The organism is Candidatus Hydrogenedentota bacterium, from assembly GCA_012730045.1.
Classification (GTDB): Bacteria; Hydrogenedentota; Hydrogenedentia; order Hydrogenedentales; family CAITNO01; genus JAAYBR01.
On the sequence record JAAYBR010000143.1, the window covers coordinates 163,530 to 187,107 of the forward strand.

Annotated in this window: 16 protein-coding genes; 3 read left to right on the forward strand and 13 right to left on the reverse strand. The window is 67.7% G+C overall.

The genetic code is table 11. The features are described 5' to 3' along the window. The first annotated feature begins 161 nt into the window (after positions 1 to 161). On the forward strand, positions 162 to 2,180 hold the full coding sequence (locus GXY15_15965; protein ID NLV42707.1) for an elongation factor G: 2,019 nt from the start codon (positions 162 to 164) through the stop codon (positions 2,178 to 2,180). 299 nt (positions 2,181 to 2,479) lie between these two features. On the opposite strand, the gene GXY15_15970 is transcribed toward GXY15_15965, so the two are convergent. From GXY15_15970 to GXY15_15995, 6 genes are read right to left on the reverse strand one after another with little or no spacing between them, the layout of a single operon-like run. After that, positions 2,480 to 3,214, reverse strand: a complete 735-nt coding sequence (locus GXY15_15970) for a ThuA domain-containing protein (GenBank protein ID NLV42708.1) — start codon at positions 3,212 to 3,214, stop codon at positions 2,480 to 2,482. A 19-nt stretch (positions 3,215 to 3,233) separates the two neighbouring features. Then, positions 3,234 to 5,273: a hypothetical protein gene (locus tag GXY15_15975; GenBank protein NLV42709.1), complete on the reverse strand. Its 2,040-nt coding sequence runs from the start codon at positions 5,271 to 5,273 to the stop codon at positions 3,234 to 3,236. A gap of 59 nt (positions 5,274 to 5,332) precedes the next feature. Further along, positions 5,333 to 6,682, reverse strand: a complete 1,350-nt coding sequence (locus GXY15_15980) for an FtsX-like permease family protein (protein ID NLV42710.1) — start codon at positions 6,680 to 6,682, stop codon at positions 5,333 to 5,335. Next, on the reverse strand, positions 6,675 to 7,352 hold the full coding sequence (locus GXY15_15985) for an ABC transporter ATP-binding protein (GenBank protein NLV42711.1): 678 nt from the start codon (positions 7,350 to 7,352) through the stop codon (positions 6,675 to 6,677). Before GXY15_15985 ends, GXY15_15980 begins: the two co-directional genes overlap by 8 nt. A gap of 14 nt (positions 7,353 to 7,366) precedes the next feature. Further along, the gene (locus tag GXY15_15990) at positions 7,367 to 9,301 is read right to left on the reverse strand and encodes an HlyD family efflux transporter periplasmic adaptor subunit (GenBank protein ID NLV42712.1); all 1,935 of its coding nucleotides are present in this window, start codon (positions 9,299 to 9,301) and stop codon (positions 7,367 to 7,369) included. Further along, positions 9,279 to 11,135 carry a TolC family protein gene (locus GXY15_15995; GenBank protein NLV42713.1) on the reverse strand — a complete coding sequence of 619 codons (1,857 nt, stop codon included), beginning with the start codon at positions 11,133 to 11,135 and terminating at the stop codon, positions 9,279 to 9,281. Before GXY15_15995 ends, GXY15_15990 begins: the two co-directional genes overlap by 23 nt. Positions 11,136 to 11,353: 218 nt before the next feature. Here GXY15_15995 and GXY15_16000 point away from each other — a divergent pair, with 218 nt between their 5' ends. Continuing rightward, positions 11,354 to 12,988, forward strand: coding sequence for an FAD-dependent oxidoreductase (locus tag GXY15_16000; GenBank protein NLV42714.1), 1,635 nt, complete (start codon positions 11,354 to 11,356; stop codon positions 12,986 to 12,988). A 266-nt stretch (positions 12,989 to 13,254) separates the two neighbouring features. Further along, positions 13,255 to 15,903 (forward strand): hypothetical protein, encoded by a 2,649-nt coding sequence (locus GXY15_16005; GenBank protein ID NLV42715.1) that lies wholly within the window; start codon positions 13,255 to 13,257, stop codon positions 15,901 to 15,903. A 200-nt stretch (positions 15,904 to 16,103) separates the two neighbouring features. Here the strand turns inward: GXY15_16005 and GXY15_16010 are convergent, their stop codons facing one another. From GXY15_16010 to GXY15_16040, 7 genes are all read right to left on the reverse strand, one after another. Next, the gene (locus GXY15_16010) at positions 16,104 to 16,721 is read right to left on the reverse strand and encodes an acyltransferase (GenBank protein ID NLV42716.1); all 618 of its coding nucleotides are present in this window, start codon (positions 16,719 to 16,721) and stop codon (positions 16,104 to 16,106) included. After that, positions 16,718 to 18,115 carry an FAD-dependent oxidoreductase gene (locus tag GXY15_16015; GenBank protein ID NLV42717.1) on the reverse strand — a complete coding sequence of 466 codons (1,398 nt, stop codon included), beginning with the start codon at positions 18,113 to 18,115 and terminating at the stop codon, positions 16,718 to 16,720. The genes GXY15_16010 and GXY15_16015 overlap by 4 nt, the downstream gene beginning before the upstream one ends. A 368-nt stretch (positions 18,116 to 18,483) precedes the next feature. Beyond that, on the reverse strand, positions 18,484 to 19,278 hold the full coding sequence (locus GXY15_16020) for an SAM-dependent chlorinase/fluorinase (GenBank protein ID NLV42718.1): 795 nt from the start codon (positions 19,276 to 19,278) through the stop codon (positions 18,484 to 18,486). A 9-nt stretch (positions 19,279 to 19,287) separates the two neighbouring features. Next, on the reverse strand, positions 19,288 to 20,478 hold the full coding sequence (locus GXY15_16025) for a hypothetical protein (GenBank protein ID NLV42719.1): 1,191 nt from the start codon (positions 20,476 to 20,478) through the stop codon (positions 19,288 to 19,290). A gap of 19 nt (positions 20,479 to 20,497) precedes the next feature. After that, the gene (locus GXY15_16030) at positions 20,498 to 21,868 is read right to left on the reverse strand and encodes a dipeptidase (GenBank protein NLV42720.1); all 1,371 of its coding nucleotides are present in this window, start codon (positions 21,866 to 21,868) and stop codon (positions 20,498 to 20,500) included. Positions 21,869 to 21,957: 89 nt separating this feature from the next. Then, positions 21,958 to 22,380 carry a hypothetical protein gene (locus GXY15_16035; protein ID NLV42721.1) on the reverse strand — a complete coding sequence of 141 codons (423 nt, stop codon included), beginning with the start codon at positions 22,378 to 22,380 and terminating at the stop codon, positions 21,958 to 21,960. A 417-nt stretch (positions 22,381 to 22,797) separates the two neighbouring features. Continuing rightward, the gene (locus GXY15_16040) at positions 22,798 to 23,316 is read right to left on the reverse strand and encodes a hypothetical protein (GenBank protein NLV42722.1); all 519 of its coding nucleotides are present in this window, start codon (positions 23,314 to 23,316) and stop codon (positions 22,798 to 22,800) included. Positions 23,317 to 23,578: the final 262 nt, after the last annotated feature.

Genomic DNA, 23,578 nt, shown 5'->3' on the forward strand with positions numbered 1-23,578 from the left:
TCCTCCCTCCCCGGCTTGAGTAACACGGGCGTCAGAAGGTATAATCCCGCTTCCCGTCCGTTCCCGGCGGGGGCGGCGTGTGTAGCCAGAATCATGGCCCTTTCCGGGCCGTCCAACCTGCAACGCGGAGGCGATTTTTGATGGCAACCATGGACCCTGCAATGGTACATAACGTTGGGATGCTTGGTCATGGCAGCGTGGGGAAGACGCTGTTTGTCGAGCGCGTGCTGAACCAGCTTGGGCTCACCTCGCGCATGGGGAGCATCGAGGAGGGGAACACGGTCTGCGACTATCTCGAGGAGGAGATCGAGCGGAAGTGCACCATCGCCATGAAGATGGTCCACCTCACGTGGAAAGAGCGCCGCATCCACATGATTGACCACCCGGGCTATGTGGACTTCTTCGGCGAGCCTTCGTCCTCCGTTCCCCTGCTGGACGGGATTGTGGTGATGGTGGACGCCTCCGTGGGCGTGCAGGTGGGCACGGACAACGCCATGCGCCTTGCGGACAAGTTCAACGTCCCGCGCGCGTTTTTTGTGAACAAGCTGGACCGCGAGCACACGGACTTCCTGGAGGTCGTGAAGGCTTTGCAGGAGACCTATGGCAAGCACTGCGTGCCGCTGGTGGCCCCTGTGGGCGCGGGCGCCGGGCTCAAGGGCGTGGTCAACATCGTCACGGGCGACGCGTCGGCGGTGGACGGGGCGGACGCCCTGAAGGACGCGCTGGTCGAGACGGTCGCCGAGACCGACGAAGAGCTGACGATGAAGTACCTGGACGCCCTGGAGCTGTCCCACGAGGACTTCGTCACGGGCCTGCAGAACGGCATCACCAGCGGCAAGATCGTGCCGATCATCGCGGGCAGCGTCAGCATGGGCTTCGGCCTCAGTGAGCTGATGGACCTCATCGCCGAGTCCTTCCCGAACCCGCTGCTGCGCAAAGTGGTGGCCAGGGATTCCGGCGAGAACGACGTTGAGGTCAAGGTGGGCGCCTCCGAGCCCTTCTTCGGGCAGGTGTTCCGCCAGGTCGTGGATCCCTATGTGGGCCACCTGACCCTGTTCCGCGTGCTGAGCGGCACCCTGAAGAGCGACTCCGAGTTCTACAACGTGACCACCAACACCAAAGAGCGCACCGGCAAGGTGTTCCTGGTGCGGGGCAAGGAGCAGGTCGCGGTGGACGAGGTGGGGCCGGGCGACCTGGCCGCCCTCACGAAGCTGAAGAACACCCATTTTGGCGACACGATCGCCGCGCCGGGCACGAACGTCTTCATGCCCCCGATCCAGCTTCCCGTCTCCATGGTGAAGCTGGCCATCCTGCCCAAGGCGCGGGCGGACGAGGACAAGCTGGGCGAGGCGCTGAACCGCCTGGCCGAGGAGGACTCGACGTTCACGCACTACCGCGACCCGGACACCAACGAGCATGTCATCCGGGGCATGGGCGACCTGCAGCTGGACATCCTGCTCAAGCGCATGGCGCGCAAGTACAAGGTGGAGGTGGAGACGCGCACCCCGAAGGTCGCCTACCGCGAGACCATCAAGGGCACGGCCGAGGTGCAGGGCAAGCACAAGAAGCAGACCGGCGGCCACGGCCAGTTCGGCGACGTCTGGCTGCGCCTCAAGCCGAACGAGCGCGGCGGCGGGTACCAGTTTGTTGACAGCGTCGTGGGCGGCGTGGTGCCCAAGCAGTACATCCCCCACGTGGACAAGGGCAGCTTCGAGGCGCTGCAGCAGGGCGTCATCAGCGGCAACCCGGTGGTGGACATCATCGTGGAGCTGTACTTCGGCTCCTTCCACGCCGTGGACTCCTCCGAAATGGCGTTCAAAATCGCGGCCCGCAAGGCCATCCAGAAGGCGGTCAAGGAGGCGAAGCCCTGCCTGCTCGAGCCGATCATGGAGATCGCGGTGACGGTGCCGTCGGAGTTCATGGGCGACATCAGCGGCGACATGAACAGCCGCCGCGGCCGGCTCCTCGGCATGGACGCCGTGGGCGGCGGCCGCCAGGTCATCAAGGCGCTGGTTCCCGAGGCGGAGATCCTCCGCTACTCCACGGAGCTGCGCAGCATGACGCAGGGCCGGGGCAGCTATGAGCTGAAGTTCAGCCACTACGACGAGGTTCCGGACCACGTGGCGAAGGAGCTCATCGCGGCCTACGAGAAGACCCGCAGCGGCGAGGAAGAGGACTGATCCCAGCCCGAACACACGGGCCGGACGGGCAAGCGCCCTGTCCGGCCCGTTTTTTTGTTGGGAGAGGTGCGCCCTTCCCCCCGCAGGATGCGCCTGACCGCGGGCATTCCGACAAGAGATTGCCGCGGCGGCCCGGGGCTTTGGCGGGAACGAGATTGCCGCGCTTCGCTCGCAATGACCGCAGAAACGCGTGTCCTTTCGGCGGCTGCGGCGCTCACCGTCATCGCGAAGGAGCGCCAGCGACTAAAGCGATCTCGTTCTCGAATTGCCGCGAACGCGCGCGAAGGCCATTTCGGCGGTCAGGGCTTCTTCGCCCACCGGATCGCCTGGCGGACCAGGGTGCGGTAGTTGTCGTCGCCGAAGCTCAGCTTGTCGTGCCCGAGCTGGATGTAGCACACCTTGGCGTTTTTGTACTGGCGGGTCCAGGCCGCCTCGCGCTGCGCCTCGGGATGGTCCTCACCCACCAGCAGGTGGTTGTCCGGCTCCACGAGAAAGCCCTTGTAGGTCTCGTCGCGGACCACGAAGTCCTTCAGGCCGGCGGTGACGGGGTGCGCGGGATCCTCGATCTTGCAGGGAATGTCCACATCGTGCCGGTAGGTGGACGCGGGGATGGTCTTCCCGCCCACTTCTGTGTCCTTGAGGAAATACCGCGCCCCGATGATCTTCCAGTATTCGGGCCAGTCGTTGAACGCGGCGATGGCGTGGTGCAGCACGACCAGCCCCACGCCCCTGTCCAGCAGGGACAGGAAGTTGGCCTTGCGCTTCTCCGAAATCTTCTGGCTCATGTTGTAGAGCACGAGCACGTCGTAGGGCCAGGCGCTGATGTCCTCGAACACCTCGCTCTCGTCCTTCAGGTCGTGGAAGGTCACGTCGAGCTCCGTCATGGCGTCGAAAAGCGCCCGGAACTCCGGCTCGTCGAAGCTGTGCCCGCCGGTCACGACCAGCACGCGGGGCTTTGGGGTGGTGTCAGGGGCCTCTGCGCCCGCGCCGAGTCCCAGGCAGCAGGCGGAAAGGACGGCCAGGGTTGCCAGCATGGCATGTTCTCCTTTGTTCTCAGGAACCCGGCGCGCCGGGTTCGATCACAAGCGCGTTGTGGATGCCCAGCCCGCCAATTTTGGCGGTGAGCAGGCCGCCGTCCCAGGACCAGTCCAGCCCCTTGTCGTCGGGGGCGAGGAAGACCCTGGCCGGTTTTTCGGCGAGGGGAACGGTGACGGTGAAGGGGCCCGTGTCGGGTACGGACTCCGCCATGTGGCGGCTGGGGGACAGGTAGCCGCCGACGGACCGGTTGACCAGCTGGATGAGCGTGCGGCCGTCCTTCTTGCGGGCGGCCATCTCGACCCACCAGGGGCCGTCCACCCGCGCCATCGGCGCGGGGTTCAGGGCGGCGACCATTTCGCCGATGAAGCGGCGCAGGGCGGGGTAATGGGACTCGTAATAGCACCGGAAAACCGGCCCGTGGACGGCGACGACGGCGCCCCTGCCCACCCGGCGGCGGGTGGCCGCGGGGAAGTCCGCGCGGGCGTTCAGGGCGGGCTCCCGCTCGTTCAACATGAGCGCGAGCGCCTCGGCGTCCTTCAGGGTGACGGCCTGGTAGGGCCCCGACACGTTGACGGCCTCGCCGCCGACGGGCAGCCATCCCCCCTCCTCCGGCTTGCCCCGCTTCTCCACGCCCGAGACGGCGCCGTACTGCTCGGCGACCTGCGCGCCCGTGAGCAGCAGGCGTCCGCCGTTCTCCACGTAGCCCGGCAGGGCCTGGCGGACGGCGTCCGACACCTCGACTGCCTCGGGAATGATGACCACCGGGTATTCGGAGAGGCGTTTCAGCAGCGTGTCCTCGTTCAGGATGTCCGCGCTCAGGCCGTTTTCGAGCACGGCGTGCAGCGCGCCCTCCATGGCCCGGTTGGCCTGCGCGAAGTTGAACAGCGGGTCGTTGTGGAGGTAGTAGGCCGTCTCGCTGTGGAGGATGGCGACCTGGGGGATGGTCTCGGACTTGTGGCAGTATTCCTGGCGCTGGCGGCAGAACTTCGCCACGTCCGCGAGAATGTCCTGGTGCCACTCCGTGAGGCGTCCGGAGCGGTGGGGGTTGTCGTAGATGAACACCGAGCCGCCCTGCGCCAGGACGGTGGACAGCTCCTGGCAGAGGTGCTCCGCGTTCTTCATGGTCCAGCCCTGGTTGCCGGTCTGGAGGAAGGCCCAGGCCATGAGGTCCCAGGGCTTGCCGCGGCTGCTGATGAAGCGGCCCTCGGCCATGGCGCGCTCCGCGCCGAAGGAGGGGTCGAAGTCGCCGCTGAGGTAGTCAATGGGGGAGACAACGGCCTCCGGCATCCGCACGCTGTACATCCAGTTGCTGGTGACCATGCAGGTGGGCTTCAGGGCGTGGACCGCGTCCACATACCGGGTGACGTGGTTGACGAAGAGCTCCCGTTGGAAGGCCAGCCACTCGTGCCAGTGGGGGTCGTCCGCCTTGCGGGGGATTTCGGCGATGCCCGTCTTCTCCGTGAAGGCCTTCTGGCAGGCCTCGCTCCAGTCGGGCTGGCTGGCCCAGTTTTCGCCGTCAATCCACATCCCGTCAATGTCGTACTCCCGCACCACCTCCAGGAGCTGCGGGATCATGTACTCGTCATCGTAGGCGCTGAGCCGGCTGGTGTAGTTGGGGTCCGGTTTCCCCTGGGCGTTGATCCGCGCCCATTCGGGGTGAAGCTCGATGGCCCGCGAGTCCCACACGCCGGAGAAGTGGATGGAGAGCGGGATGCCCATGTCGCGGGTGACCTCGCGCCACACCTTCAGCGCGTCACCGACGATGCCCGGCGAGGGGGCCCCGACCTTGGTGGGGTATCCCGAATAGCCGGGATGCCCCTTGCAGTCGTACTGCACGAAATCGGGCTTGACCTTCTCCAGCATGGCCCGGATGTGATCGTAGGTGGACTCCCGGCCGAGCTCGGTGTCGGTGGCGCCGGGGTGGAGGTCGTAGTGCAGGCCGAAGAAGGCGTCCTCGTGCCAGTTATTGGCCGGCTCCGCGAACCCGCAGGGGGCCGCGAGCACGGCGAGCGCGCACAGGGCGAAGACGGACGACCGGTTTCGGGAGACTCTCATCGGCGGATCCTCTCGGTTGCGTCGGGTCTCAAGAATAGCACAGCCCGCGCCCCGTCCCGTCACTCGTGGCGCAGCGCCTCGACGGGGTCCATGTTGGCGGCGCGCAGGGCCGGGTAGATGCCGAAGATGATGCCGATGGAGACGGAGATGGAGAAGGCGATCATGGGCGCCCAGGGCGTGACGATGGTGGCCATTTCCGCGAAGCGCGAAATGAACCAGGGGATGACCAGGCCCAGCGCCACGCCGACCAGCCCGCCGGACCCGGAGAGGATGACGGTCTCGACGAGGAACTGGACGACGATGTCGCGCTTCTTGGCGCCCAGGGCGCGGCGGATGCCGATTTCCCGGGTGCGCTCGGTGACCGTGGCAAGCATGATGTTCATGATGCCGATGCCGCCGACGATGAGGGAGATGGCGGCGATGGCGCCCAGCACGGTGTTGAAGATTTGCTTGGTGCGCTCGGCCTGCCGCAGCAGCTCCAGGGGCACCAGCATTTCCCAGTCGGCCTTTTTGTGGTGGCGGGAGAGGATTTCGGCGACGACCCGGGCCGTCTCCTCCACCTCGTCCTGCGAGTCCACCTTGATGATGGCCTCATGCAGCTCGACCCGCTCGGCCTCGAAGCTGCCCGTGCTGCGGCGGATGAGCACCTCGCCGAAGTGGGACTTCGCGGTGCTCAGGGGGATGTACGCGCGCGGAGTGGCCGAGGACTCCCCCGGTTTCGAGGGGCCGCCCTCCCCGTTTCCCGGGGCGGCGGCGGCGGGGCCGGCGGCCTCCTGGCTGATGACGCCGATGACCACGTAGTAGTCGCTGCCCACGCGCACGCGCCCGCCGATGGGCGGGCTCAGGGGAAACAGGCCCGCGACCAGGGGCTCGCTGAGGACGCACACGTTGTGGTGCGAGCGCATCTCCGTCTCGGTGAAGTAGCGCCCCTCCAGCAGGGAGAGGTTCCGCATCTCGGGGTACCAGGGCACGGTGCCGACGATTTCGGCGTCCATCTTCTGCGTTGCGTTCCAGACCCGCTGGCGGATCACCCGGCCGGGGACGACCACGGTGACGCCGGGGATGCTGTCGCGGACGCGGGCCATGTCGTCGTAGGTGAGGCCGTACTCGCTCACATAGCTCCGCTGGGCGGAGACCTTCTGCTCCTCCGAGGGCTTGACGCTCTTGAGGAGGATGTTGCTGCTGCCGAGGCGCCGGATCTGCTCCTGGGCCTCGTAGCTGGCACCCTCGCCGACGGCGAGCATGGCGATGACGGAGCAGACGCCGAACACGATGCCCAGCACGGTGAGCAGGCTGCGCAGGCGGTGCATCCACAGGCTCTTGAATCCCAGGCGCACGGTGCGCCAGGGGGAGCTGACGCGGAGCGACAGGCGGCCGCGGGTGTGGAGGAGTTCGCCGATGTCAGCCATTGCGGCGGTCCTCCTCCACGCGCCCGTCGCGCAGGCGGATCACGCGCTGGGCGCGCGCGCCGATGCCCTCGTCGTGCGTGACCATGATGATCGTCATGCCCTGCCCGTGCAGCTCGTCGAAAAGCGCCAGGATCTCCTGTCCCGACCGGGAGTCCAGGTTGCCCGTCGGCTCGTCGGCCATGAGGACCAGCGGGGAGTTGGCCAGGGCGCGGGCGATGCCCACGCGCTGCTGCTGGCCGCCGGACAGCTCGAAGGGCTTGTGGTAGACCCGCTCCCCCAGCCCCACGCGCTCCGCGAGGGCGACGGCGATCCCTCGGCTCTCGTCGGGGTGGCGGCCCTGGTAGTACAGGGGCACCTCGATGTTCTCGACCACGTTGAGCTGCTGGACCAGGTTGTAGGACTGGAAGATGAACCCGAGGCAGGCCCCGCGCACGGTGGACAGGTCGTCGTCGTTGAGGGTGGAGACATCCAGCCCGTCCAGGAGGTACTTCCCGGCGGTGGGGCGGTCGAGGCAGCCGAGCAGGTTGAGCATGGTGGACTTGCCGCAGCCGGAGGGCCCCATGATGGCGGCGTACTCGCCCTTCTCGACCACGAGGGAGACGTCGTCGAGGGCGTTGAAGGACACCGACCCCATGCGGTAGGTCTTGGTGACCCGCTGAAGCTCCACCATGGTTTCCGCCTGCATCATTGCTCCGCCGGTTTTTCGGGGGTTCCGCCGGATTCCGGGCGTTTCTCTCGCGTTGCCTTTTCCGCCTTGTCTTTGCCTCCCCTCTTCCCTTCCTCCGCGCTCTTTCCTTCCTTTTCCCCCGGCGCTGCGGCGCCCCCCGGGAGGGCGGGCGCCCGCAGCAGGACCGTGTCCCCCTCCTCCACCCCGCTCTTGATCTCCGCCATGGTAAGGCCCATGGCGCCCGTTTCCACGGGGCGCTCCTCGACCCCGAGGGCGGTCTTGACAAAGCACACCTGGCGTTCGTTGCGGATGCTGACGGCCTGAATGGGCGTCTGGAGCACGTTTTCGTGGCGCTCCACGAGGATTTCGGCCTCGGCGCTCATGCCGGGCCGCAGCCATTTGGGGGCCTCGTCAAGGTAGACCTTTGTCTCATAGACCTTGACATCGGGGTTCATCCAGCGGTTTGAGGTGTCCGGAAGCGGGGCGATGGAGTGGACCACGCCCGTGAGGGTCTCGGCGGGGAACGCGTCCACACGGACCCGAACTTTCTGTCCGGATTTCACCTGCTGCACGACGGACTCATGGACCTTGACGGTGAGGGCGAGCACGCTCATGTCGGGAATCGTGATCAGCACCTGGCGCTCGCGCACGTTGGCGCCCGCCTCGATGATCTCCTCGCGGTAGGAGCTCTGCCCGGTGCCGTAGATGACCAGCCCCGGCTTCACGGCGCGGATGACGCACTTCTCGATCTGTTCGGCGATTTCCTCGCGCTTGCGCGTCTGAAGGAGGTGCCGGGCCTCTGCGGAGACGCGGTCGGCCTCCTCCTGCGCCGTCCGCGAGATGGCCATGCGCTCGTCCCGGCGCAGCTTGCGCAGGGTTTCCTGATAGTCGGAAACCAGCTTCTCCACCATCTTCGGGAAGGCGTACTTGGTGAAGAGCTCCTTGCTGGTCTGGGCGGTTTCGAGGGCGATCACCTTGCGGTCATAAGCGGCCTGGTCGCTGTCAAGCTGGTTCTTGGTTACAAACTCCTTCTCAAAGAGCCGCTTTGTCCCCTCCAGTTTCACCTGGGCCAGGCTGAGATCCTGGTCGGCCAGGACCAGGTCGTTCTCAAGTCCCCGGATTTTCTGGCGGGCCTCGCCGTCCCCCAGGTTGTCCAGTTTCACGATGGCCATGACATCTATGGGGGGCGCGACCGGCTCCAGCGCCTCGACCGGCTCCGGCACCTCGACCGGCTCCGGTGGCTCGGCCGGCTCCGGTGGCTCGGCCGGCGCCTGTGCGGCCTCCTGCGCGGTTTCCTCCTCCTGCGGGGCATCCGAACTTCCGGGGGCGGCCGCGGACGGGCCGCCACTTTCCGGAGCCTGGGAGGATCCGTTCTGTTCGGCAAGCAGACGGGCGGCCTCCTCAATCGTCTGGGCCTCGGCGACGATTTTCGCCGCCAGCTCCTCGCCGACATAGGCGGCCAGGTCCATTTTCGCGAACTTCACGGCGAGTTCGGCCGCCTTGATGGTGCTCTCGTTGTCTATGAGCTGGATGTCGTACTGTTCCTTGGCGCGCGTGAGGGCGGCGAGGGAGGTCTGGAAGTCCAGCTCCTGCGAGACCTGCTGGTCGAGAAGCTGCTTGGAGTCCAGCTCGATCAGCACCAGCCCCTTCTCGACGTCCTCCGGGGTGATCATCTTCCCCTCGTCCACGATGGAGAGGATCTTGGTGGCGCCCTGCACCTCGCAGAGGATTTCCAGCTTGTCCTTGGCCTCGACGCTTCCGCCCTCGACCACGGTCACGTCCAGGGGTCCGCGCACCACGCGGAAGGTGGCGGCGGTGGAGGACTGCGGCGCGAGCTCGCGGGAGGCCAGCCGCCATCCCGCGTAGCCGAGCAGGCCGAGGACGAGCGCGGCGGCGAGCCAGCGGCGCAGTTTCCGTTTTCGGGGGGGGCTATTCGGTTGTTGGGGCGGCATGATCCGTCACTTCCTCCCAGCGGCCGTCCTTCTTGATGTAAAGGATGCCCATGTCTTTCCAGAACTGGAGGCGCGCGACCGTGTGGCCGATGACGGCCGCCGTCAGCGAGTTCTGGGATTTGATGAGGTCGTTGCGCGCGTCCACCTGGTCCTGGGCGGTGGCCATGCCCAGCTCCGCAAGGAGGTCCTGCTCCTCGACGCGGCGCTCGCTCAGGTGCACGCTTTCCAGCGCGATTTCGTGGCTCTGCCGGGCCTGCTCCAGGTTGCGCCAGGACGCCTGCACGCCCAGTTTCACGTTGTCCTCGGCGAGGCTGCGCTCGCGCAGGGCGCTTTCCCGGCTGATCACCGCGGAGCGGTAGGCGTTCCGGATGGCCTTGCGGTCGAACACCGGGTCCACGTCCAGGCCCGCGCTCCACACCATGCGCCGGAAGTCCAGGTCGTCCCAGTCGTTGTTGCCCACCGACTTCACCGAGGCGCTTCCCACGAGGTCCAGACGCGGCAGAAGGCTGTTCTGCGCGACCCGCAGGCGGCGTTCGGCGTCCTCCGCGGCGTCGCGGGCGTTCTGCAGGTCCAGCCGCGCCTCCAGGGCGACGCGCACGGCGTCCTCGGAGGCGATCTTCGGGTGCAGCAGTCCGCCCTCCCGCAGGGCCGTCAGTTCCGCGTCGTCCAGCCGGAGGTTGGTGTCCGTCGAGAGGCCCAGCGTGATCTTGAAGCGGTCCAGATCCTGATAATACTGCCGCACGGCGTTGGTGTAGCCGTTTTCGTTTTCCAACTGCGCCTGGCGCAGGCGGCCCAGGTCGGCGGGGCGGCTCAGCCCCTCCTCCACGAAGGCCTTCTGCCGCTCGACGCTCTGCCGGAAGCCCTGGAGGCCGCTCCAGGTGTTGCGGATGATCTCGCGGCGCTGGAGGATGTCGTAGTAGTCCGAGCAGACTTCCACCGTGAAGTCCTTGCGGTACTGGGTGAACTCGCGCAGGGCGTAGAGGACGTCGCGCTCCGCCTGCGTCAGGTTCTCGAGTGTCACGGCGGACCCCGCGCCCCGCAGCAGGGGCTGCGTGATCTCCGCCGTCAGGGTGGACGAGCTCTGCTCCCGGGGCAGGCCCGTGAGATAGCGCAGGAAGTTGGAGGTGAGCCCCACGGCGATCCGGGCGCCGCCCGCCGCGAGCAGGCTCACGCCCACGGAGGCCTGCCCGTCCACACTGCGCTCGTCCACAATGTGGGTCTCGGGGTCGTTGAGCCCGGCGAGGTCGCCCGACGCCTCCACGAGGTCGGCATACGACCGCAGGAGGGCGCCTGGGGTGTTCGTGAGGGCTTCCAGCTCCGGCACGCTCTGGCGGTAGGCCTTGAGTGCCGCGGCGAAGTCGCTGTCCGTCACCACGTCGCGCGTGGTGCGGTTGTAGGCGGCCGACCCGCGCCCGGAGAAGATCGGGTCGAACTCGTGCCGGGCCAGCGTGAGCCGGAGCGCCTGGAGGTAGAGGGACTCCTTGCGGCCCTGGTAGGTGCGGTTGCGGCTCACCGCAAGGTGCAGCGCCTGCTCCAGGCTGACCACGGGCCAGCCGCGCTCGTCGCGCATTCCCTCGCCGAGCCCCGCATCGTTCTCCTCCACCTTGGGAAGCGTGTCCAGGATGCCATCGTCCAAGGTCTGCTCAATGGTGAACTCGGGGTCCATTCCGGGCACCTCGCCCGTCTTTTCCCGGATGATTCCATAGGCTTCCCGGTCCGCCTTCTCCACCATGCGCTTGGTGGAGCATCCCGGGGTGCCCAGCAGAACGGGAATCAGCAGGGCCGCAAGCGCCCGCGCGGCGCGGTCGTTGCGGTGTGCATGTGAAGGGCGCAAGAACATGGAGTATCCTGAATCCACGGGTGGAAAGGGTAATCTTACCCGAACTACGACTGTTAAGCGCAATTCGGGGTTTCACCGGGGCTGCCATCCGCCCCCACCGGTCACTGTCCCGGAAACGCCTCCAACCATTCAAAGGGTGACGCAGGGCCGGGAATACACCAAGTAGACGGGACGTTTTCGACTTTAACTGCTGGTCAAGGGAGAACACTGACATGAAGAAGAAAGTGGCGGTGGTCGGCGGAGTGGCCGGGGGCATGAGCTGCGCGGCCCGCATCAAACGGCTGGACCGGGATGTGGAGGTGGTGGTGTTCGAGAGGGGCCCCGACGTCTCCTTCGCCAACTGCGGCATGCCGTATTACATTGGCGGCGTGATCAGGAGCCGTGCGGCAATGGCCGTGCAGACGCCGGCGGGCCTGAGTGCCCGCTACGGGCTGGACATCCGCACGCGCCACGAGGTCGCCGCTGTGGACACGGCGGCGAAAACCGTGCGCGTGCGCGCCCTGGGCTCCGGGGAGGAGTTTGAGGAGGCCTACGACGCCCTGGTGCTGGCCACGGGGGCCGAGCCCCTCCGGCTGCCCGTGCCGGGCGCGGACCTGTCGCATGTCCACGCGCTGAACAACCTTTCGGACATGGACCGCATTGCGGAGGCCGCCGCCAACGCGAAGACCGCCTGCATCATCGGCGGCGGCTTCATCGGCCTGGAACTTGCCGAGAACCTGCACGCCCGGGGGCTCAAGATCACGATTGTTGAGCTGATGGACCAGGTGCTGGCGCCCATGGACAAGGAGATGACCGCCCCCCTGCTCCAGGAGCTCGAAATCTACGGCGTGGACACGCGCCTCGGCGATTCCGCCACGGCGATTGAGCCCGGCGCGGTCACGCTGAAATCCGGCGCCCGCGTGGACGCGGACCTGGTCTGCATGTGCGCCGGCGTGAAGCCCCGGTCGGCTCTGGCGGCCGCGGCGGGCATCGAGACCGGCCCCCGCGGGCACATTGTTGTGGACGGGCGGATGCGCACGAGCGCGCCGGACGTGTACGCCGTGGGCGACGCGGTGCAGAGCCGCTGCACGGTCAGCGGGGAACCGGTGGCCATTCCGCTGGCGGGGCCGGCGAACCGACAGGGGCGCATTGCCGCGGATGTCATTTGCGGCCGCGACTCTGAATACATTGGCATCCAGGGGTCGAGCATCGTCAAGGTCTTCGACGTCGCCGCCGGACAGACTGGCCTGACGGAGAAGCGGTTGAAGGCCCTCGGCCTCCCCTACCGCCGGGCGTACCTGCACCCTTCCCAGCACGCCGGATACTATCCCGGCGCATATCCCGTGGACATCAAGCTGCTCTTCTCGCCCGAGGGGAAAATCTACGGGGTCCAGGCCACGGGCGCCGAGGGGGTGGACGTGGTGGTGGACACCATCGCCACGGCCATGCGCGGCGGCCTCACGGTCTACGACCTGGAGGAGCTGGAGCTGGCCTATTCCCCGCAGTGGGGCGCCGCCAAGCACGGCGTCAACATGACGGGCTTCGTCGCGGCCAATATCCTGCGCGGCGACATGGACGTGGTGGAGCCCGATGCGATTCCCGGGGACGCCTTCCTGCTGGACGTGCGCAAGCCCGAAGAGGCCGCCCTGGGGATGATCCCCGGCGCGACGGTCATCCCGGTGGACGAGTTGTCCGGCCGGCTGGACGAGCTGCCCCGCGACCGCGCCATTGCCGCCTACTGCGGCGTCGGCCTGCGCGCCTACATCGCCTGCCGGCTCCTGACCCAGGCCGGGTTCGCCGCCGCAAACATCAACGGCGGGTTCACCACCTGGCGGGCCTTCAACCCGCCCCCGGCAGGCCAGTCCTGAGAGTTGGTTGGGATCTGGCACAAACGGTGCATTGTTCGCGGGCACGAGATGGCTTCGCGTCGCTCGCCATGACGGGTTGACCGCCGGTTCATTACGAAACCGCCGGCCACTCCGTCATTGCGGACGTAGTGACGCAACCTCTTGTCGGAAGGACCACGGCCGCCTCCCTCGTTCCCCTGTCCAAGATTTGCCGTCAGTCCCATAGTTTGACACTCTCCGGGCGTTGTGCGAGTCTTATGGGGACACAACCCCCGGGAGGTCAGACCATGCACCGGTTTTTCTGCGTCCTGTTCGCCCTGTCTGCCGTTCTTTGCGCCGTTCCCGCCGTGGCGGACGAGTACCCTGTCGTTCCCCTGCGGGACAACTGGCGGCTGCACACGGCGGACGGGCTGGCCGCCGACGGCGCGGCCCTGTCTTCCCCCGGGTTCGACACCACCGGGTGGCACCCCACCACGGTGCCCAAGACCGTGCTGTCCGCGCTGGTGGACAATGGCGTCTATCCCGACCCCTATTTCGGCGTGAACATGAAGAGTATCCCCGGCTATCAGGACGGCGCGTGGCTGCGGATGGCCGATGACAGCCCCTTCCGGTCGTCGTGGTGGTTCCGCACGGAGTTCACCGGGCCCGCCATCAGCGAGAACGAGCAGGTGACCCTCCACTTCGACGGCCTGAACTACAAGGCGAACATCTGGCTGGACGGCGAGAAGATCGCCGGGGAGGACACGGTCCAGGGCATGTTCCGCCGCTTCGAGTTCAACGTGACGAAGCAGGTGTTGAACAACCTCAACCCCCATGTGCTTGCCGTGGAGATCATCCCGCCGGGGCTGGTGCCGGACAAGAAGTACGGCACGAAGCAGATCGAGGCGACCACCGGGTGGGACGACCACAACCCCCAGCCCCCGGACGGAAACATGGGCCTCTGGCAGCCGGTCTATCTGCGGGTGCAGGGGGCCGTTTCCCTCTGCAACCCCTATGTGGAGACCAAGCTGGCGCTGCCGGGACTGGAGGAGGCGCGCCTGACCGCGTCGGTTTTCGCGCGGAACAACACGCCCGACCCCGTCACCACCACGGTGTCCGTGCTGTTCCAGGACCTGGCTTTCGCGCAGGAGGTGTCCCTCGCGGGCGGCGAGACCCGGGAGGTCTTTTTCCGTCCGGAGGAATGGGGCGCGCTGGTGGTGAAGAACCCCCGCGTCTGGTGGCCCCACCCCCTCGGCCCGCAGGAACTCTACGACATCGAGTTTGGCTTGATTCTGGGGGACAAGGTCCGCACCCGTTTCGGCATCCGCGAGATCACCACGGCCATTGACGACGACAACTGGCGCTACTACATGGTCAACGGGCGGCGGGTCCTCATCCGGGGCGGCGCGTGGATGACGACCGACATGCTCCTCAACCTGTCCCGCGACCGCTACGAGACCCTCATCCGCTACGCCCGCGAGGCCAACCTGAACATGCTCCGCTCCGAGGGATTCTCCATCCGCGAGACGGAGGACTTCTACTCCCTCTGCGACGAGCTGGGCGTCATGGCCACGCAGCAGCTGTTCGGCCGCAGCATCCCCGACGAGTCCCTCGCCCTTGCCTGCGTCGAGGACACCCTGCTGCGCGTCCGCAACCACCCCAGCCTCGCCCATTTCCTCGGCCACGACGAGACCTTCCCCACCCCGGCGCTGGACGAGGGCTACCGCGGCCTCATTGAAAAGCACCGGGTGAACCGCACCTACCAGCCCCATTCCGGCACCTTCAACATCATGACCCGCAAGAAGACCGGCGGCACGCGCACGGGCACGCGCGAGCTCTGGACCTATGCCAGCCCCGCGCACTACTACTTCACGGAGCGGAAGCAGGACGTGGCCTGGGGCTTCGCCCAGTCCGGCGGCATCGGCGGCATCCTCGCCCCCCGCGACAGCCTGCGCCAGATGATGCCCGCCGACCAGCTCTGGCCCGCCATGAAGACCGAGGCGTGGTCCCTGCACACCGTCACCCAGGGCGCGGAGTACTTCAACGTCGTCCTCCAGATGATGGACGCCCAGTACGGCGCGCCCGCCGACCTGGAGGCCTTCTGCAACCGCCTCTACGCCATGAACTACAACAGCGCGCGCGGCATGTTCGAGGCCTTCGGGAAGAACCGCTACGCCGCCACGGGCATCACCACCTGGAAATACAACGCCGCCTGGCCCGCCGCCCTCACCTGGCAGTATGTGGACTGGTACGGACGCGCCACCGCCGCCTATTACGGCGCGAAGAAGGCGTGCGCCCCCGTCCACGCCCTCTACGCCCACAACGACGGGGAGGTCTATGTCACCAACAGTTTCTACGAGCCGAAGGAGGGACTGAAGGTCATTGCCGCGCTCTACGGAACCGACGGCGCGCCGGTGGGGAATGCGCAGGAGGCCGCTGTGGACCTCGGCGCCGATGAGGTGAAGAAAGCCTTCGCCGTGGAGGTTCCGGAGTCCCTCGGGTCGCCCCGGTTCCTGAAACTGGAGCTGCGCGACGCCGCCGGGGCATTGGTGTCGGACAACTTCTACTGGCTCTCCGCGACGCCGGACATCCCCGGCCGCGATCTGGAGATGCTGGGCGGCGGTTTCAAGGTCGAGCCGAAGAGCATGGCGGACTTCAAGGCCCTGGCGGACCTGCCCAAGGTCACCCCGGCCGCGGAGCTGAAACAGACCCGCGACGCGGAGGGCCTGCGGCTGGAGGCGGCCGTGTCCAACCCCTCCCCCCATGTGGCGTTTCTGGTGCAGCTGGCCGCCACGGCTCCGGGCACGGGCCTGGAGATCGGCCCCACCTACTGGTCCGAAAACTACTTCAGCCTCCTCCCCGGCGAAACCCGCGCCGTCACCGCGTTCGTGCCCGCCTACGCCCTCCCGAAGGGAGAGGCCGCCCTCCGCGTGACCAACTACAACGCCGCGCAATAGCTGCGCTGCAATGGCCCGGGGCGCCGGGTACGTATGGGTTTTCGTGTCCGCTCCAGGGCGCAGCAAGCAGCGCCCCTACGAGAGGCGTGCTTGTTATGACCCACGGCGAGCGCATGTAGGGGCGCTGCTTGCTGCGCCCTCTTCGTTCACGCATAACGTCCTCATCCGGTGGCCATTGACAACTCCTGCGCTTCCGGCGCCTATTCCTGCCCGCCCGCCGGGTCTTCGGCGGCGGTGTCGAGGCCGAAGAGGGCGGCGAGTTCCAGGTCGCGCTTGAATTTGGCGCGTTTGGAGGGGTCGGTGCGGTGGGCGATGAGGCGGGCAGGGCTGCCGGCCCACATTTCGCCGGGGGGCACGTCCTTGGTGACGACGCTGGCGGGGCCGACGACGGCGTCGGCGCCGATGGTGACGCCGGGCATGACGTAGGCGCGGCCGCCGATGTAGGCGTTGTCGCAGACGGTGATGGGCTCGGTGACGTGGGGGGTGAGGCGCCAGTGGACGTCGGTGCCCTGGAAGAGGTGGTTGGTGTCGCGGAGGACGCAGTGGGGGCCGATGAAGACGCCATTGCCGATGTGGAGGTTGCTGTTGCTGAGGAGGAGGGCGTAGTCGCCGATCTCGACGTTGTCGCCGAGGACGATGACGCCGCCCTTGTGGGTGCGGAAGACGAGGTTGTTGCCGAAGCAGCAGCCGGACCCGGCCTCCACCCTGCCCTTGATCTCCGTCTGCAGGCCGAGGAAGCGCGCGCCGTCGCCGAGGACGGCGAACTTCTTCCGCAGCCGCTTCTCGCGCATTCCGATGATCCAGTCCGTGAGGCTCATGCGGTGTCTCCTCCCGCGCGCGGGGCGTTGTCCAGCGCGGCCAGCATCTCCGCGACGCTTGTGAAGCGCTCGCGGGGTTTCCCGAGGGCGGCGCCCCGGGCCTGTTCGGCGGCGTCAATGACGCGCCAGTCGGTGAAGGACACGACCCGCACGCCGCGCGCGCGCAGGAGGGCGCGCAGGGCCTCCGTGTCCGGTTCGGGGCAGGGTGCGAGCCGGGCGGTGTCCGTCAGGACGGACTTCACAGTCTCCAGGCTGTCGGCTTTGTTGGTTCCGATGACGCCCGTGGGCCCGCGCTTGATCCATCCGGCGGCGTAGAGGCCGGGCACGGTCCGGCCGTTGTCCTCGACGCAGCCGAGGGTGTTGGGGACCACGCCGCCCTTGTCGTGGAACGGCGCGCCCGGCAGGGGCAGGCCGCGGTAGCCGATGCTGCGGAACACGAGGCCGCAGTCGAGGGAAAAGGTCTCGCCGGTGGCCCAGGGCTTCTGGTGGAAGGCGGGCCCGGCGAGACGGTTGCGCTCCAGCAGGATGCGCTCCACGGCTCCGTGGCCCTCCAGGGCGTGCGGCCCGGCCAGGAACCGGAAATGGACGCGCCGCCGCGCGGCGGGGTCGGCGGGGCGCGCGGCGAATTCCCCGAGAATCTCCAGGATGCGCGCCAGCTCGGGGGTGGTAATCTCCTCCACGCTCTCAGGGTTCAGCGCCAGTTCCGCGGGGTCCACCACCGGCTGGCAGCCGGGGATGTCGCCGATCTCCTTCAGTTCCGAGAGGGTGAACTTCACCTGCGCGGGCCCGCGCCGGACCAGCAGGACCACGTCGCGGACCCGGCTCTCGGCGAGGGCGTCCAGGGCGTGCCCGGCGATGTCCGTGGCCGCGAGGGCCTCCGGGGGCAGGCACAGGATGCGGGCGACGTCGAGGGCGACATTCCCCGCGCCGACGATGACCGCCGTCTCCTTCGAGAGGTCGAAGCGGGCGTCGCGGAAGTCCGGGTGGGCGTTGTACCAGCCGACAAACTCCGTGGCAGTGTGGCTGCCGGGGAGGTCCTCGCCGGGGACGCCCATGCGCTGGTCCGCCTCCGCGCCGTAGGCGAGGATGACGGCGTCATGGAAGCTCCGCAGCTCCTCCAGCGACATATCGCGCCCGATCTCCACGTTGCCAAAGAACGCAAAGCGCGGGTGGGCCGCCGTGCGCTCGAAGACCTTCGTGACCGTTCGGATTTTCGGGTGGTCCGGGGCCACGCCGCCGCGCACCAGCCCGAAAGGCACGGGCAGGCGCTCAAAGAGGTTCACCTCGCACACGACCAGCGACTTCAGCAGGTGGTCGGCGGCGAAGAAGCCGCTCGGGCCGCTGCCGACCACGGCCACGCGCAGGGGGCGTTCCTGTGTTCCGAGAATGCTCATCCAACCAGTCCAACGGGGGTTGTTCACGCGCCGGGGGCGCGGCGGGCGCAGTGTAGCAGAAACACCGCCGGGGTGTCATTCCCTTTCCGGTGGGGACCGTCATTGCGAAGGAGCGCCAGCGACTGAGGCAATCTCTTGTCGGCAGCGCGTCGGCGGAAGGCTTGGCGGGAACGAGATGGCGTCGCTTCGCTCGCCATGACGGGGTGACCGGGGCTGTGGCGGGCACGAGATGGCCGCGCTTCGCTCGCCATGACGGGGTGGCCGAAATCGTAGACGCGGCATCTTGCCGCGTTCTTCGGGTCCACCAACGGCCCCAAGAACGCGGCAAGATGCCGCGTCTACCTTGAAGGCAGATCGCCGCCTAACCGTCACTCCCTCTCCGGGACGAACGACACCTTTGCGCCCGTCCCGAGGCCCAGGCGGCGCGCGGCGCTGCCGTCGCGCAGGGCCACCTCCAGGCGGCCCGTGCTGCCCGTGACGGCAACCAGCCCGCCGGGGTCGGCATCGCCGTAGGTGCGGCGGACGGGGATGCGGACGGGGTCGCCGGGAAGCTCCACGACCACGGTCCCCCGGAGCTCCTCCCCGCCGGGGAGGTTCGTGACGGCGTTGCCGAATCGGTCCACATGCAGGACCTCGCCGGACATTCTTCCGGATGCATCCTTCGCGGGTTCGGGGAGGTAGAGCCGCAGTGGGCGCTCCTCCGCAGGCGGGCCGAGGCTCTCCACGGGATTCCCCAGGGCGAGCCAGGCGGCGGCGGGGGCGAACACGTCGCGCCCATGAAAGGTGGCCCCGCGGCGTTGCGGAAATAGCGGGCACCGCTCAATGACATGCACCGCCTCCGGCGGCGTCCGCCGGAAGAACAGCGAGCACAGGCCGTTGTCGGGGAAGACCAGCGTGTGCCCACCCGCCCGCGCGGCCAGGGGGCGGCGCGTTGTGCCGACGCCGGGGTCCACCACGGCGACATGCACCGCGCCCGCCGGAAACTCCGGCAGGGCGGCGTCGAGGAACAGGGTGGCCTCCACGAGGTTCTGCGGCGCGATTTCGTGGGTCAGGTCCACCACCGTCACCTCGGGACACCCCCGGAGCAGCACGCCCTTCATCGCGGCGACATAGGGGTCGCGCGTGCCGAAATCCGTCGTGAGGGTGACCAGTGCGGGCGTCATGCCTCCCCCCTACTCCGCCATGCCCGACTTGACCGCCTCCACGGGCCGGCCGACCCGCTCGTCCAGATGCACCTGCGGCAGCGCCGAGGTCTCCGAGACGATCTCGCGGGTGCCGTCGGGCAGCAGGATAAACGTGTCCTCGGACTTCACGCCGACGCCGGAGGGGTTCCAGGCGAAGGCCGATCCGAAGGGAACGTCGAGGCCGAAATGCGCCTTGAGCTTCGCGGGCCAGAACGTGTCCAACACGGGGAAGGGGCAGCCCGGCACGGCCTTGCAGGTGCGGCCCGCGTAGCCCGTGGCGCCACCCTGGTGGTGGTTGTGCCACTCGTTCTCCGGGAAGCCCATGCGGACATAGGCGTCGCGCAGGACGTCAAACACCTCGCCGAGCGTGCGGCCCGGCACGGTGGCCTCCTGCACCAGGGCGTCCACCGCGCAGACGCGGTCGTAGGCGTCCGCAATCCCCGGGGGGAGGTCGCCGACGCGCTTGAAGCGGGTCAGGGAGACCACCAGCCCCTCGCGGAGGAAGCAGCCGACGACCATCACATAGCCGCGCACGCGGACCTCGTCGAGCCCCGTGCCGACGAGGGGGCCGACGGTGGGCAGCGGATGGCGGTATCTGGCGATGCGGCCGTCCGCGGCGACCAGCGACACGGGCACCTGGCAGCGGCGCAGGGCACCCTCATGCGCGAGGGCGGCGGCAATGTCCGCCTCGGGCATCCCCTCCTCAATCGCGTCGAGGGTCGCCGTCATGGCTTCCGCCGCCAGCATGCCGAGCACGCGGTACTTGCCCAGCTCCTCCTCCGTGAGCAGGGCGCGCAGCACGGCCAGATCGCCGTGGACGTTCGGGCCGAGGGAGCCGTCGTCGGAGACGTTCTTCCCCTGAAAACGCGCGGCCGCAGCCTGCGCCGGGGTCGAGGTGAACCAGACATAGTCCACGGCCCCGCAGCCCAGCACGCCCAGTTCCTCGTCGAGGATGCGGGGCTTCTCGATGGTGTCGCCGACGAAGCAGGCCGCGCCCTCGCGGGGGACATAGAGCGCGTTCGAGCCCAGATCCGCGTGGGTCCAGATGAAATTGCGGCGGCCGCCCGTCGCCATGGCGAAGTTGTCGGGCCGCGACAGCAGCACGCCGTCGAGCCCCTTCTCCCGCAGCCAGGTCTGCACAAGGGCCTGCCGGACGCTGAAGAGTTCCTTGTCGTTCACGGGGTCAGTCTCCTTTGGGCTAAGCGCCGAGGGTTCCGACCCGGCGCAGGAAATCCGCGTACACGCCCACGCCGCGCATGAGCGTGGGCAGGTGCTGCCGCTCGTTGGGGCCGTGGATGCCGTCGTCCGGCAGGGCGAAGCCGAGCATGATCGAGTCCACGCCGAGTTTCTGCTGGAAGAAGGCGACCACGGGCACGCTGCCGCCCTCGCGCGTGAAGAGGGGCTTCTTCCCGAAGGCCGCCTCCAGGGCGTCCGCGGCGGCGCGCATGAAGGGCGATTTGCGGTTCATCACCGCGCCCGGCCCCAGAGAGTGGCATTTGAGGTCCCAGGACACGTCTCTGGGAAGGGCCTCCGCGAGGAAGTCGCGGAGCATGGCCTCCATCTCCTCCGGGCGCTGGTCGGGCACGAGGCGCATGGAGAGTTTCGCCGACGCCCGCGCGGGCAGGACTGTTTTGGCGCCCTGGCCGGTGAAGCCGCCCCAGATGCCGTTGACCTCCAGCGTGGGGCGCGCGCCCACGCGCTCCATGGTGGTGTAGCTCTTTTCGCCCTGGAGCGCCGCCGCGCCCGTCATGGCCATCCAGTCCTCCGGCGAGAAGGGCGTCTCGCCGATGAGCGCGCGCTCCTCGGCGTCCAGGGGCTGCACGCGGTCGTAGAAGCGCGGCAGGGTGACCCGGCCGTCGGCGTCGTGCAGGGCGGCGAGGGTCTCCGCCAGCACATGGATCGGGTTGCGGACCGAGCCGCCGAAGAGGCCGCTGTGCAGGTCGTGGCCCAGGGTGCGGACCTCCAGCTCGAAATAGGCGAGGCCGCGCAGGGCGTACACGATGGACGGCGTGTCCGGCGCGTGGACCCCCGCGTCGCAGTTCAGGACCACGTCGCAGGCGAGCATTTCCTTGTTCGCGTCCATGAATTCCGGCAGGTGCTGCGAGCCGATCTCCTCCGCCCCCTCCAGCAGGAACTTCAGGTTGACCGGGTAGGCCTCGCCCGCGTCGCGGAGGGCCTCCAGCCCCTTGAGCAGGGCGAAGAGCTGGCCCTTCATGTCCGACGCGCCGCGCGCGTAGATGAAGTCCCCGCGCACGTCGCCGTCAAAGGGGCCGCTGTCCCACTCGTTCAGCGGGTCCACGGGCTGCACGTCGTAGTGTCCGTACACCAGCACCGTTGGCCGGTCCCCCGCCTTCAGCCACTCGGCGCGCACGATGGGATGCAGGGGCGTCTCGTGCAGGGTCACGGCGTCCATGCCCAGCCCGCGCAGGCGGTCACACAGCCACTCCGCCGTGCGGCGCACGTCGCCCGCGTGCTCGGGCAGCGTGGACACGCTGGGAATCGCCAAAAACTCCCGCAGTTCCGCCAGAACCTTCGGGGGGCACGCGCCCCCGGCGCCGTTTTCGCTCATGGATTATGCCTTTCCTTTGCGGTAAAAAAACGCGGGGCGGCAAGTGACGCGCACCCGCCGCCCCGGAAAACTCCTGTGGGGACTGGGAATTACAGGCCCGCGGCGTCCAGGCCGACCACCAGCCAGTTGCCGCCCTCGTTCGCAAACGTCAGCTCCAGGGTGACGGAGCCCGCGACGGTGTTCACGTCAATCGGGTACACCGTGGCCTTGTCGCCTTCCAGCTTGATCTCCATGTCCGTGGTGAGGATCTCGGCGCCCTCGAGGTAGCCCATGTCCTTGGCGTCGGACAGGAAGGACTGCGCGCCCGCCTTGTCCTTCCAGTCATAGTGCTCGAAGTTGCCGGAGAAGAAGGTCATGACCTTGTCAATGTCCTGCGCCTCCATGGCCACCTTCCACGCCGCGATCTGGTCCTTGATGGCGTCCTCGGGGCTCTTCTTCGCCGTCGTGGCGCAGCCCGTCATCACCGCCGCAAGCACGCACAACGCAACCGACATCACCGCAAGTTTCTTCATGTTCCCGTCTCCTTGTGTTTAAGGGTTCAGCCCACATGCCCGTCCGTGGCACGAACTTCAAATATAGCCCACAGACCGCCCCCGCTGCAAGCGGCGGGAACAGGCCTGGATCGCCGGACAAGACGATGTGAGAGCCGTAGCCGGGGCGAGCAAGAGATTGCTTCAGGCGCTCCGCGCCTTCGCAATGACGGGAAAATGCCCGTCATGGCGAGCGAAGCGAAGCCATCTCGTTCCCGCCAACGCCCTGACAGACACGGCAATCCCCTGTCGAAACGCCCTGTGTCCTGCGCGTCCCATGGGTGAACGGACACCTCCAATGCCGCCGGAGTTTGCAGTGTGAAGACACAAGACACACGGTTCCCTTGCCCTCCGCTTTGCCCCGCCACAAGGGGACGTCAAACCTCCGGGCACCGGGGATTACCTGGGAATCAGGTTGATATGGAAGACTTTGCCGTTTCTCAGGGTGAGGATCATTCCGAGTTCGCGGTATTGAAGCTCCTCCATCTCTCCCTGAGGCCGCGCGCTCGAGGGGTCGCCGTAGGCCGCGATGATCTGTTCGCGCCCGCTCAGCATGCCGATCCCCTCCGGGGTCTTGTACCGGCAGGCCTTGATCAGCGCGTCGTCCTCGGATTCGGCGCAGACGCGTCCAAAGAGCATCTGGGATATCCCGCCCCGGTCATTGACGGTGAACGCCATGCCCAGGCTCATGTACTCCAGCGCGTTCTTTTGCAGCTTCCGCTCCGTAGGCCCCAGCGCCTGCTCAATCTGCGCGCTGGACGCGGTAAAGGGGATCGGCCCCCACCCTTCCCGGGGCTTGATGGTGAACTGGGCAATCTCCTCCTGCGTGAACCGGGGAAGAGGGGCCGCGGCCTTGTCCGGACCACAGGCGGTCAGCAACAGCGCGACGGCCACGGCAGAAAGAACAACTGAACGCATCCCCATACAGAGCCTCCTTCTGTTGGATCTTCAGCAACATTCCCGCTCGCGGCGAGGCGCTCAATTATCGCACTCCCCCCCCCGATGCAAGCAGAGCGAGGCTACAGAGCAAAGTTCCTAGACCCTAAACCCCAGACCCTAGCAGCCTGTGGCAAAAGGCGGGCTTGCGGTAGTGTTTGTTATTGACATATAGCTGTCGGTATGGTATGCTTCCCGTGAGGCCAACCGGGAGATGTCAGGCATGGCAATGGGACGCGCGCGC